Origin of the sequence: Flagellimonas chongwuensis, from assembly GCF_013376415.1 — a bacterium.
Classification (GTDB): domain Bacteria; phylum Bacteroidota; class Bacteroidia; order Flavobacteriales; family Flavobacteriaceae; genus Flagellimonas; species Flagellimonas chongwuensis.
In genome coordinates this window covers 193,503-205,795 of record NZ_WYET01000001.1, presented here as the reverse complement: position 1 = coordinate 205,795, position 12,293 = coordinate 193,503, and the positions used below count along the sequence as shown (strand labels likewise).

Genomic DNA, 12,293 nt, shown 5'->3' with positions numbered 1-12,293 from the left:
GCTTTGGCTGTCTAGCTATTTTTTATGTTGACTTTTTGTCCTTCTTTTACACTTCGGGCACCTTCATCGATAATGGCATCCCCTTCGTTTATTCCGGAAAGTACTTCAACGTAATCGCCTTGTGTTTTCCCTGTTTTGATCACCACTTTTTTGGCTACCGGATCATTCTGAATGGAATCGGCGTCCACCAAATACACATATTGTTCGCCATCTGCGTTTTCTGACAACACACTTTGAGGGATAAGGATGGCCTTATCACTGGTATAGTCATTGATCATTACCCTTGCTGTAAGGTTTGGTTTCACCTTTCCATCGAGGCTTGGTACGGGAATTTCTGCTGTAAAGGATCTATTACTGGGGTTGATGAAATTTCCTGTTTGCCTAACCGTTGTCGTAACACTGTCACCTAGAACAGGGAAGTACACTTTAACGTCTTTACCAGGGGTAACATTGGGCAAGTGGCTTTCTGGAACCTCAACGTTAATGTACATGTTGGACAGGTTCACAATTCGGAACACTTCGGAACCTGGACCTGGGCTAACTACGGTCCCTTCATCTTTTATAACATCGTCAATGATACCTGTAAACGGTGCACGTATGCTCGATTTACCCACTTGGCTCTCCATTTGCTTTACGGCACTCTGTTGTGCTTCGTAATTGGTTTTTGCCTGAAGGTATTGTATTTCGGAACCGATGTTTTGTTCCCAAAGCCTTTTTTGTCTCTCAAAAGTGGTCTTGCTCAGTTCCGCCTGTGTTTTTAGTTGGGCCAATTGGCTGGAAAGCCCACCATCATCAATAGTGGCCAGTAATTGTCCTTTGGAAACTTTTTGACCTTCTTTTACGTAAACGCGGTTCAAGGTCCCGGACATTTCAGGATAGATCAGTACATTTTGTTTGGTCATAACATCTCCTTGGAGCTCTAAGTAATGGTCAAATTTCTCTGGGTGTACCTCGATTGTGGTTACCAAGGGAAGTTTTTCGGACTTGTCGAGCAGCGCAATGGCAGAATCCAATGATTTTAATTGTGCCTCCAACGCTTTCTTTTGGCTGGAGATTTCTGCGTGCTTACTACGCATGGTCTCAACATCGTTGCTGGCCAACGCTTTGTCCAAAGATTTGTTGCTGTTGCCTCCGCAAGAAGCCAAAACTACTGCAGTTAGTGTTATATATATTGCTTTTCTCATGATGGAATGGTTTTCTCTTTTGTTATTTGTTTAAAATATTTTCCAGTGCTGTCTTTTTGTTGATGACATCTACCATGGACTGTAAATATTCTTGTTGGCTTGTGTACAATTGGGTCTGGGCCTGTCTCAATTCAAAGCTGGTTGCCAATCCCTCCTCGTATTTAACCTGGTTTTTGTTTTCTATGCGTTCGGCCAGTTCCAGGTTTTCTTTGGAAGTTCCATACTGTTCTATGGCAAGGATGTAATCACTTTTGGCACTCTCCAATTGAAGACGAATCTGTGCTTGGGCTTCGGTAAACTGTGTTTTGGCTTTTTCCAAGGCAATTTTGGCACGTTGTGTACTTGCACTTCTACCCAAAGAACTGAAAATAGGAATGTTAAGGTCCACTCCTAAAATGGATGACCCGAACCATTGCTGGCCGCTGTCCAAAAAGTTGAAATCATTGCTGAAAGAGTTTCCCCCGTAGTTAACAAAGGCGTTCAATGTGGGCAGCGCTCGGCTTTTGGCCAATTTCAGCTCCAAAAACCGTTGTTCGTTGAGGTTGGCGGCCATTTTATAGTCCACATTGTTCTCAATGTTGAATTCGGAATCAATTAATCCAAGATCAATCTCCTTTTGGGTAAGGTCATCCAGGTTTTCGGTCAAAACCGTTGGGGTCTCAATGGGAAGACCCAGTACCAAATTCAACATTTGAAGGGTAATCTCTTCCATTCGGCGGGCATTTTTCAGCTGGTTGTCCACCGTGGAGAGTGTTATCTGTAATTGGTCCACGCTTTCCTCATCGCCAAGGCCATTTTCGTAGATTCGCTTGGTTTCGTAGAGGTTATCTTCCAGTGTGGATTTGTTCTTTTCCGAAATTTGAACACTTTCTCGAGCTAAAAGTACATTTCCGTAGGCTTCCACAACCGATTTTCGGACTTCCAATTCCGTTTTCTCCTTATTGTTCTGGCTGTATTCCAAAAAAGTTTTGGTTGCCTGCACACCCACAATGTAGGAACCGTCAAATATTTGTTGCCTTAGGGTTGCCGTTGCTGACATGGATTGTGCCTGACCAAATACAACTTCTTGGTACGTTCCCGGCTCCCCACCAAAAAACTCGGCAGGAATCTGCGAAACAGGCTGTTTTAACTGGTTTTGATAGCTAACGGCACCGTTGATCTGTGGAAGTCCGGTTGCAATGGTCTCCCATTTTTGCTTCTGTGCATCCACAATATCACGCTCTGCGTTTATGGAACTATAATTGTGCTCCAGTGCATAGGCAATGGCCTGATCTAAGCTAAGGTTCGGTATGGTATCCTGGGCGGACGCCAACCATGGTAGTATTAGTAATAGACTGATTAACGTTCTTTGCATTTATTCTTTATTTGAATTGATGATTGAGTTGAGTATTTTTCTTCCTTCTGGAGTTACAATGCCCCTTAAATGATATTCCAGATAATAATCCATTAGTTCCGCTTTACTGAAAATTTCCGTGGGAAACAGGCCATTGTCCTTTAAACTGGTTATTCCGGTAAAATAAATTCGAGAAACAAATTCCACGTTTAGGTTGTCCCTGTAAATTCCCATTTGCATACCACGCTTCACATTTTTGGCCACGCAACGATGGGTGCATTCAAATTGTACTTCCTTGAGGGACGTATAGATTTTTGGATAATATTTTTGTAATTGATAGAGCGGTGATGATTTTTCATCTTTTAAATGAAGCATCACAAACCTTTTGATTTCATAAAGTTCCTCAATAGGATTTTTTTGCAAGGCTACGATATCATCTATGCCACATACAATAAAATCGGTCATTGACATGGCGGTCTGTTGAACCAGGTCTGTTTTGTTCTTAAAATGGGAGTAAATCGTTTTCTTGGATATCCCCATCTCATGTGCCAAATCGTCCATGGTAATACTCTTAAACCCAAGATTTAAGAACATCTCACCTGCTTTTTGAATAATCTTTTCCCTCATAATCAGGGGCAAATGTAAAGATGGAAACTTTAAAAACAAAAAAAGTTTCCATGGTTTTACAATTTTTTAACGAAGGATTTATCATTTATTTCAATGGGACTCTTTTGCATTGGCGAACACAGGCCTAAGTTGTGCATCTTTGTCGATGGTATCGCCATCAATGTTTCCCAATCGCCAAAAAAAGGGACTGAACTGGAGTAAGTATTTCTTCTTGCTGTTAGTTTTCTTCTGTTGTATCATGATTTTCGTTTTTGATTTTTCTCACATATGTTTTAAAAGCTTCTTCACCTTCCTCTTTCCAAAATTGGTCGTAGTGCTTCCATTCATTAAAATCCCTTCTCCAAGACCGACATTTATTGGACGATTTAATCTTCTTTTTGTGACTGGAGCCTCCTTTGCTTTTTCCTCCGCCACCACCAAAGCCAAACAACAGTTTAGCTAAAATAAAGATGCCCAAAGCTTGCCAGTAAGTCACTGTCCCTACGCCAAAAAGGTCTGGCATCAACCAGTTCCAAAGCCGCATCAGCAGATAATTGGCCAGGAGGAATATCACCACACCCAATATGACCATGGCAATAACTTTAACCACCTTTTTCACGGTTCTCTCCACCTTCTTTTCTACGGCCTTCTCAAATTCTTTTTTATGTTCCATAACTCAGTTCTTTTAAATTCTCCAATGTTTTTGATAGTTCCGACATGGCCCTGTGTCTTCTGGACATTAAGGTGCCTTGCGGTATTCCTGTTCTTTCTGTTAGTTGTTTGTAATTGTATCCTTCAAAATCGATGGCGATAATGATATCCCTGTATGCAGGCTTTAGATCTTCTACGGCTCTTTTGAGCGCTTGTTCCATTTCCTGGGAGTAGCGGTTGTCCGCATCCCCATAAAAGAACTCAGCAAATTCCCGCCATTGTTGGTCGATATCCTCACTAGGCAATTTCCTTTCCTTTTTGCCGCGCATAATGTCTATGATCCTGTTCCTAATGGCATTGTACACAAAGCCGCCCACGTTGGTTATGGGCAATGCATCATCCGATCGTGAAAACATGCGCAGCGCAACATCCTGCACAATATCCTCCGCATCCCTTTCCGATGTATCCCTGATCTTGGACTGCACATAGGAGCGCAGCGAGCCATACTCCTCGTTAAAGAAGTCGGTCAGGTTGTTGCGATTATCGGTTTTGGCTGCCATTCGGTCGAATCAGGTTGCTTTTCACTTATAGAGACGAACAAAAACTATTTCATTGCAGTTTTTGTAAAATTTTTTTCAAAGATTCAATTTTTGGAAGGTTGGATACTTTGTATCCATATTTTAAAACCATAAGCCCATCACAAATTGAATATTTGAATGTATTTTTGGTTCCATGTCAGATATCGATATCATTAGTCAGTATAGGGACCAGTTTGTTACGTACCTCAATAAAAGGAACCAGCTAGGGGAGCCCAAGAATCTATACGAGCCCGTAAAATATATTTTGGCACTGGGAGGCAAAAGAATGCGGCCTATACTCACTTTGATGACGGCCGAAGCCTTTGGAGGTAAGGTAGAGTATGCTATGGACGCCGCATTGGCAGTGGAGATGTTCCACAACTTTTCCTTGGTGCACGATGATATTATGGACGATGCGCCATTGCGACGGGGAAAAACCACCGTACATGAAAAGTGGGATGTGAATACTGGAATTCTATCTGGCGATGCGATGTTGATTCTATCCTATCAGTTTTTTGAAAGTTATCCGACCGAAACTTATGTTGAACTCACCAAATTGTTCAGTAAAACGGCTCTTGAGGTATGTGAGGGTCAACAATATGATGTGGATTTTGAAATCAGGGATGATGTGACCGTTCCCGAATACCTCAAAATGATTGAATACAAGACTTCAGTTTTGGTGGCCGCCGCTATGAAGATGGGCGCCATTGTAGCCAATGCACTCCAAAAAGATGCAGACGCTATTTATGAATTTGGTCGTAATCTGGGGATTGCCTTTCAGTTACAAGATGATTATTTGGACGCTTTTGGTGACCCGAAAACCTTTGGTAAGCAGGTTGGGGGCGACATCATGGAAAACAAAAAGACCTATTTGTATTTAAAATCTTTGGAAAAAGCCTCCAAGGATGACCAAGAGGGGTTGTTGCACCTGTATTCCATTAAACCTGATGATTCCACCGATAAAGTCGAGGCGGTAAAAACTATTTTCAAAGAAAGCGGGGCAGTGGAAGAGACCAAAAAAGCAATAGAAAGTTTTACCCAAAAGGCTTTTGAGGCTTTGGCAAAAATCGAACTTCCGGAGAAAAGCAAAGTTTTGCTAAAGCAATTTGGCGAAAGTTTAATGGAGCGCACTGTTTAAAACACCCGTTTGAACAAGGCTCTTATGAAGGGTATGGGTTTAGGGGCCGTTACAATTTTCAGCTCTTCCCACAAATTGGTTTCGTTTTCGAGAAACTTTAAAATCAATGAAGCCTTTCTTCTCTTAAACATGGATTCAAAAATTTCGTGGCCCAAGTGATTGTTCTCATATAGAATATCCAATAAAAGCATGTCGTACAACAAGAACCTGTTATTTTCGTGAAAGTCGGTCAATGGTTTACCAGTTTTTAAATAGTCCACCAATTTAGGTGCTTGCCGACTTGTATTGTAAAAGGTATAGCCTGTGCTAGGTTTGGCCCATCCACCTGCAATACCGATTTGAAAAATTCTATTTGTATTATGTTGATGGAACGGATAGCAAGTCATCGGAATGCTGCCAAATTCGGTTTCTTCAATGGAGTATTTTATATCACCGTAGTTTTCTGAAATGTAGGTTTTTATAGCCTCTTCATATTCGTTTTTCTCCAACAGATGCTCGGAGAATAAAGTGTATTCTACCAATGCTTCGGTATCTGATAGTGGAAGCACATACATAAAACGTGTGTTGCCCTTTTGGGGCACGGAGAAATCCATAAAAGTTGCCTGATTCGAGTTAAATACCGACTGTTTGGTTTTTATTTGCCATCCTACAAAATGTTGTTGAAGAACAGGAAATTTATCTTGCTTTAAAGAGGTAGATGGGTCGTAAAGGCTAGAAAATACCGTTTGTCCCAAATATTTTTGAGAGGAAGTCGTAACCAAAACTTCGTATTCCTTTTCGTCAATGTTTAGCACTTCTCCCTGTGCCCAGGTAATGTTCGGATATGCCTTTACCTTTGGCAAAAAGTGGTTGTAAAAGTCAATCCCCCTTAGCATCTTGTAATTGTATGGAGCAATGGAAGTTGATTTTTGAAGTTGCTGTCCGCCTACATAAATCGTATCCCAAGTTTTGAAGATAAGGTCATCAAATTGACCCTTACCGCGTTCCCAAAAGCACCAAGTACGGTCGTTTTTGGATTTATTGTCCTTGTCCAGTACCAAAATGGTTTTGGATGCAAAGAACTCATCCTTGCCCATGGCATCGGCTAACAATAGACCTGCAGCTCCAGCTCCGATAATAATGTAGTCGTATTTGGGCATGAGTAAAAATACATAAACAAAACAAAGGGAAGACATTTGTCTTCCCTTCATATCAATGTTTTTATTGGTGGGCTTTATTCATCTTTACCTGGAATTGAAGCTGGCCAAGAATCACGGTATTCGGTCATCGTTGTTTCATAACTTTTTGCCAATGATTCAGCTTCTTCTTCAGAATACAGCTTTTTTGCTTTATCAAAAAAGTCTTTTTCCTCATCTTCCAAATGGTGCTCTACTTTGTGAATCAATTTTTTTACGGTTGCCAACCAATGAGGAGAACTCATGTCCGTATCGTTGATTTCTTCGATAAGCTCATCCATTTCATGATGTTCTGCCATTCCGTGTCTGGCATCTTCTTGCATATCGTCGCTATCAACCAATGGAGAATAGAAATAGCGTTCTTCGGCTACGGCATGCACTTCCAATTCTTTTTTTAGTTTTTTCCAAAGTTCCCTTCGTTCTTCGGTATCACCCGATGTGTTGCTTATTTTATCACATAAATCCCGTTGGATGTCATGGTCCTTTTTAATTGCTTTGTAAATTTTCATATACCTTGATTTTGTTGTAATTATTTAATAACTAACCTTTTAGTAAAATTAAAGGTGATGCAAGGATATCATTGCTCCATTCGATTAAATTATTGATAGAATTGAACAGGTGTTATTGGTTTGGGGTCAAATCAATTAGATAAGAGAATCAGGTTTTAATTAAAACACTGTATAACGTAACCCAAAGAACCCTCGTATCCCTTGGTTGGGTCCATATACATAACTTGGATCAAAAGTAAGGGCGTATGGATTATTAGGTGTGGCTACGGCATTACCATTGCTGTCAAACGTCACTTCCCTATCAAAAGGGTCGTTTGCCCGTGCAATAATAAAAGGGTTGCCACGGTTCGGTGTCCAATCCAAAAGGTTTTTAATGCCTCCGTACAGTTCAAAATTATTCAATCCTTTATAGGTAAATTGGATGTTCTGGATGCTCCAAGTGGGAGAATATTCACTTCTAGGGTCCAAATCGCCCAATAACGGTAAACGCATCGGTCCATATAAATTTCCTGTATAATCTGCGGTAAGTTTCAAAGCATGAAAAGTGTATGATAAGTTCCACGTAGCGGTAATGCTCTCTGTTAGGATTTGTTGTTGGGTAACCCCGTTTTCAGTATTGCTCACATCTTGCCAAGTAGCACCGACCATAATCTTAAAACTGCTCGGAAAAACAATGTCCAAATTGGCGCTTACTCCTTGGGAAACCGATTTTCCATTCAAGTTGTCATAAATGATTTGGTTGGGATTGGTCTCATAATCCGGCAAAATCACATTCGAGAATCGGGTATAAAAAGCTGAAGCATCCAATCCAATAAAGGTGCCGTTGTCGCTATAAATCTTTTTCAAATAGTTAAGGTTGACATTTACAGACCGCTCTGGCTTCAGTTCTTCGGCAATGATTACCTCTCTAGATCCTGTAAGCGCAGCATGATCTTCGGTGAACAAGTTGACTACGCGAAATCCTGTCCCGGCATTCACCCGAAAAATATCGTTATCCGAGATTTTCCATTTGTAGGCAGCTCGTGGCGTAAGAATATTGCCGTGCCTTTGGTCATAATCGTACCGTAGTCCGGCCAAAAAAGAATGTTTTGGAGCAAAGGAGTATTCATCCTGTGCAAAAATGCTGGGAATCCAAATATTATCAGCTTCGGTAGTTGCAGGGGTATTGTCGTTGTAGTGATTATAGCGCACCGCACTCCCGAACAGCAAATCGTGATTCCCGGCAGTTTTGTCCCAAGTCAGTTGTGCAAAACCAATACGCTGATCTGCCAAATATTCAGTGTCGCCATATACCGAGTTCTGGTTATGGTCATTGTAGGAGAATGATAGTAGCAATTTTTCTTTAACCGGCAGCTGATACTTTCCGAGCAGTTCCCACCGTCTTGTATAGATACTTTCGCCATAAATTTCATCCCCGCCCCGGAAATCTGGGGTCCATTGCATTTCACCGCCCCACCGGTCCTCATAAAAAAAGCGGCCTGCCAAAGAGAACAAGCGGTTATCCTCTCGTTCAAAATCCCATTTTTGGAATAGGGAAATACGGTCTTGAAGCGTCAAATCAGTAAAATTATCACCGTTGTTGTCCACGGGGACATCGTAATTGAAGTAATTGATGCCCACAAGCAGATTGGTTTTGTCACTGACCGATATTTTACTGCCCACATCCAAATTGTACTCGCCCCAACCCGTGGCAAAGCCGTCGGCAAAAAACTCAGGAGCGTTCAAAGCTTTTTTAGTGATGATGTTGATTAAGCCACCAACCGCTTCGCTGCCATATAGGGAGGACGCCGGACCTTTTACGATTTCAATCTGCTCGATCAAGGAGTTTGGGATGCCGGTTAAACCGTAAACCGTACCCAAACCGCTGACAATGGGCATTCCATCAATAAGAACCAAGGTGTAAGGGCCTTCTAACCCATTGATGTGGATATCGCCCGTATTACAAACATTGCAATTGATCTGTGGACGGACCCCGTTCACATTTTGGAGCGCATCAAAAACGCTGGCCGTGGGATTCTTTTTTAAAAAAGTAGGGGAGTAGACCTCTACCGGAACAGGGCTTTCCAATCGGCTTACTGGTTTTAGGGTGCCCGTAACCACAGTTTCATCCAAACTTTGTGCTGAGGCTTCCAGTTGTATGTTGATGGTTTTATTGGCTCCTGCCTCCAAACTGATTTTGGTTTGATAGGGTTGATATCCCAATGAGGTCACAAGAACTACATAATCTCCAGCCCGAATATTGGTCAACTCAAAAATACCATCAATATCGGTAGCGGTGCCAATTTCCGTGTTTTTAAACAATACGTTGGCCAAGGGTAAGGGCTCCCCGTCGTCGGTCACCTTTCCGCTCAGGGATGCTGTCTGTGCGAAACAAGAACTACTAGTAAAGACTATCCATAAGAGGGTGATATGTTTACGAAGTGATTTCAATCAGCAAAAAATTAAATTTAGACAAATCTAAAAATAGATTTTGTCAAATAAAAATGTATTTTTGAAAAAATATTTTTTGATGACCCGATCAGAGGAGAATTATTTAAAGACAATTTTTCATTTGGGAGGTGGTGATGCCAAGTCGATTACCACCAACGCCATTGCAGAACAGATGGAGACAAAACCATCTTCGGTAACGGACATGGCCAAGAAATTGTCGGAAAAAGGATTGGTGGACTATGTGCGGTACCAAGGAGTGTCGTTGACTGATGTAGGAGTGAAGACTGCCTTGTCAATTATCAGAAAACATCGTCTATGGGAAGTTTTTTTGGTAAAGAAGCTCGATTTTACTTGGGATGAGGTACACGAAGTAGCGGAACAGTTGGAACACATCAAAAGTGAAAAATTAATTGATAAGCTCGATGAGCTTCTGGAGTTTCCCAAACATGATCCGCACGGGGACCCCATTCCCACCAAAGATGGAAAGTTCCAAGAACGGGATGAAAAACTGCTCAGTGAAATGCCCATCAATTCTCAAGGAGTTTGTGTGGGGGTGAAAGACTCCTCTGTACCTTTTTTAAAGTTTTTGGATAAGAACAAAATCGCTTTGGGAAATACCATCAAAGTATTGGACAAGGAAGATTTTGACAATTCCCTTCGTATTCAAATGGATGGAAAGGAAATGCGGATATCACATCAAATAGCAGCTAACCTTTATGTAAAAAAGAACGACTGATGGAACAAGTAATTCAATATTTTCAAGAAATAGACCCCGTATTGGCGGCATTGTACGCGACTCTTTTTACTTGGGGATTGACTGCGGCGGGAGCAGCACTGGTCTTCTTTTTTAAAGGCATGAACCGTGCACTTTTGGATGGAATGCTCGGATTTACTGGAGGGGTTATGGTGGCTGCTAGTTTTTGGAGCTTATTGGCGCCGGGAATTGAGATGAGCCCTGGCGACGGTTTCGTAAAAGTAATTCCGGCAGCAGTCGGCTTTTTGTTAGGTGCGGCCTTTATTTTTGGATTGGATAAGATCTTGCCCCACTTGCACATCAATTTTAAAATGAGCGAAGCGGAAGGGGTAAAGACTCCGTGGCACAGGACCACATTGTTGACTTTAGCGATAACCTTACACAACATTCCCGAAGGATTGGCCGTAGGGGTATTGTTCGGTGGCGTGGCAGCAGGTTTTGAAGGAGCCTCCATCGGTGGGGCAGTGGCCTTGGCCTTGGGTATAGGGCTGCAGAATTTTCCAGAGGGGTTTGCAGTGGCCATGCCTTTGAGAAGACAGGGTTTAAGTCGAAGGAAAAGCTTTTTATATGGTCAAGCATCTGCTTTGGTAGAGCCCATTGCCGGGGTATTGGGTGCTTGGGCGGTGCTAACGTTCGAACCCATATTGCCTTACGCACTATCCTTTGCGGCCGGAGCTATGATCTTTGTGGTAGTGGAAGAAGTAATTCCCGAAACGCAACAAGATAAATACACCGATATCGCCACAATGGGCTTTATCGGTGGATTTATAATTATGATGACCTTGGATGTGGGTCTGGGATAAAATGATCTATCCGCCGATCAAATCAAATACACCCTTGGTCAAAAACTGATCTGTTTCGTTAAGTCCGGTGGATATGATTTCAGTAAACCCATCAAAGGTACCGCCTTGTTTAACGGCTACTCTCTCAAAAGTGTAACTGCCATCTGTTTGCTCTACCAGCTTAAGCACATAATAGTTGCCTTCGGATTCTATTACGGCTTCTTCGGGCAACGACCACGTTTTGGTTGTGTCGGTCATTATCATGGCATCAACGAACATTCCCGGTAAAAAGTTACCCTCTTCATGCTCCAAATGTCCGTGCACCTTGATGGTTCTTTTGGCATCGTCAATGGATGTTCCCACCAAATGCACTTCTGCGTTAAAAGCTTCTTCGGATGCTTCAGGAATCTTGAACTGTATTTTTTGACCTTTCTTCACTTTTAAAATATCCTTTTCAAAAACAGTAAGCTCTAAATGAACATGTTGGTTGTCTACAATTTCTAAAATTTCCGTAGCGGGTGAAACGTGGCTTCCTTTGGTCACGTTCATTTTTGTTATGCTTCCGGCAATGGGTGCATAAATAGCGGCTTGCGATGAGATGTTTCCTTGTTCCACCTTGCTGGGAGAAATATTCAGCATTTGTAGTTGTTCCCTAAGACCTTGGTACCGGGCTTGGGCCGTTTGATAGTTGCTCTTTGCTTGAAGAAAGTTCTTTTGGGAGGCGATTTTCTCATCAAAAAGCGTTTGGTTCCGTTCAAATTCTGCTTTTAGGTAATCTAACTGGTTGAAAACCTCAAGGTATTCCTGCTGCATTTGCACAAATTCTTGGTTTTCCAATACTACCAAAAGTTGTCCCTTTTTAACTCGGTCACCCACAAGTAGAGACGTCTGTTTCACAAATCCACCCATAAATGGAGTGACGCTGGCCCTGTTCTCTGGCGGAACATCTATCATGCCAGAGGTCTCGACCATTTTTGGGAAAGTCCTTTGCTCCATGGGACCGACCACCAAGTTGTTCGTGTCAAACTGGTCTTGTGTAACCACAATTCCCGATGGTTCTCCTTGTTCTTCCGTGGCGGATGCTTCACTGGTCTTATCGCCGCAGCCTATCAACAGAAGGAAAATAGCGGCTATTTGAAATATATTTTTCATT

At 42.1% G+C, this 12,293-nt stretch carries 13 protein-coding genes; 3 read left to right on the top strand and 10 right to left on the bottom strand.

Features of this window, described 5'->3' with window-relative positions:
- Positions 1 to 11: 11 nt before the first annotated feature.
- The 6 genes from GUA46_RS00880 to GUA46_RS00855 all read right to left on the bottom strand — a co-directional run bounded on the left by GUA46_RS00880 (position 12) and on the right by GUA46_RS00855 (position 4,334).
- On the bottom strand, positions 12 to 1,184 hold the full coding sequence (locus GUA46_RS00880; RefSeq protein WP_176618920.1) for an efflux RND transporter periplasmic adaptor subunit: 1,173 nt from the start codon (positions 1,182 to 1,184) through the stop codon (positions 12 to 14).
- A 22-nt stretch (positions 1,185 to 1,206) separates the two neighbouring features.
- Positions 1,207 to 2,538 (bottom strand): TolC family protein, encoded by a 1,332-nt coding sequence (locus GUA46_RS00875; RefSeq protein ID WP_176618919.1) that lies wholly within the window; start codon positions 2,536 to 2,538, stop codon positions 1,207 to 1,209.
- On the bottom strand, positions 2,539 to 3,144 hold the full coding sequence (locus GUA46_RS00870; RefSeq protein ID WP_108245438.1) for a TetR/AcrR family transcriptional regulator: 606 nt from the start codon (positions 3,142 to 3,144) through the stop codon (positions 2,539 to 2,541).
- Positions 3,145 to 3,234: 90 nt separating this feature from the next.
- A complete protein-coding gene (locus tag GUA46_RS00865; RefSeq protein ID WP_159075784.1) occupies positions 3,235 to 3,384 on the bottom strand; it encodes a hypothetical protein in 150 nt (49 codons plus the stop codon).
- Complete coding sequence (locus GUA46_RS00860) at positions 3,362 to 3,796, bottom strand: hypothetical protein (protein ID WP_108245437.1); 435 nt, start codon at positions 3,794 to 3,796, stop codon at positions 3,362 to 3,364. Before GUA46_RS00860 ends, GUA46_RS00865 begins: the two co-directional genes overlap by 23 nt.
- On the bottom strand, positions 3,786 to 4,334 hold the full coding sequence (locus GUA46_RS00855; protein ID WP_176618918.1) for an RNA polymerase sigma factor: 549 nt from the start codon (positions 4,332 to 4,334) through the stop codon (positions 3,786 to 3,788). The genes GUA46_RS00860 and GUA46_RS00855 overlap by 11 nt, the downstream gene beginning before the upstream one ends.
- Positions 4,335 to 4,506: 172 nt before the next feature.
- Between GUA46_RS00855 and GUA46_RS00850 the strand changes: the two genes are divergently transcribed.
- Positions 4,507 to 5,490, top strand: a complete 984-nt coding sequence (locus GUA46_RS00850; RefSeq protein WP_176618917.1) for a polyprenyl synthetase family protein — start codon at positions 4,507 to 4,509, stop codon at positions 5,488 to 5,490.
- On the opposite strand, the gene GUA46_RS00845 is transcribed toward GUA46_RS00850, so the two are convergent.
- The 3 genes from GUA46_RS00845 to GUA46_RS00835 all read right to left on the bottom strand — a co-directional run bounded on the left by GUA46_RS00845 (position 5,487) and on the right by GUA46_RS00835 (position 9,604).
- Positions 5,487 to 6,680, bottom strand: a complete 1,194-nt coding sequence (locus GUA46_RS00845; RefSeq protein WP_229418410.1) for a lycopene cyclase family protein — start codon at positions 6,678 to 6,680, stop codon at positions 5,487 to 5,489. The two genes, GUA46_RS00850 and GUA46_RS00845, sit on opposite strands and share 4 nt — an antisense overlap.
- 23 nt (positions 6,681 to 6,703) lie before the next feature.
- Complete coding sequence (locus tag GUA46_RS00840; protein WP_108245433.1) at positions 6,704 to 7,174, bottom strand: hemerythrin domain-containing protein; 471 nt, start codon at positions 7,172 to 7,174, stop codon at positions 6,704 to 6,706.
- Positions 7,175 to 7,333: 159 nt separating this feature from the next.
- A complete protein-coding gene (locus tag GUA46_RS00835) occupies positions 7,334 to 9,604 on the bottom strand; it encodes a TonB-dependent receptor (RefSeq protein WP_176618916.1) in 2,271 nt (756 codons plus the stop codon).
- A 79-nt stretch (positions 9,605 to 9,683) separates the two neighbouring features.
- Here GUA46_RS00835 and GUA46_RS00830 point away from each other — a divergent pair, with 79 nt between their 5' ends.
- On the top strand, positions 9,684 to 10,340 hold the full coding sequence (locus GUA46_RS00830; RefSeq protein ID WP_176619528.1) for a metal-dependent transcriptional regulator: 657 nt from the start codon (positions 9,684 to 9,686) through the stop codon (positions 10,338 to 10,340).
- Positions 10,340 to 11,161 carry a ZIP family metal transporter gene (locus tag GUA46_RS00825; protein ID WP_176618915.1) on the top strand — a complete coding sequence of 274 codons (822 nt, stop codon included), beginning with the start codon at positions 10,340 to 10,342 and terminating at the stop codon, positions 11,159 to 11,161. The genes GUA46_RS00830 and GUA46_RS00825 overlap by 1 nt, the downstream gene beginning before the upstream one ends.
- Before the next feature lie 6 nt (positions 11,162 to 11,167).
- Here GUA46_RS00825 and GUA46_RS00820 read toward each other — a convergent pair whose 3' ends face one another.
- On the bottom strand, positions 11,168 to 12,292 hold the full coding sequence (locus tag GUA46_RS00820) for an efflux RND transporter periplasmic adaptor subunit (protein WP_176618914.1): 1,125 nt from the start codon (positions 12,290 to 12,292) through the stop codon (positions 11,168 to 11,170).
- Position 12,293 lies beyond the last annotated feature (1 nt).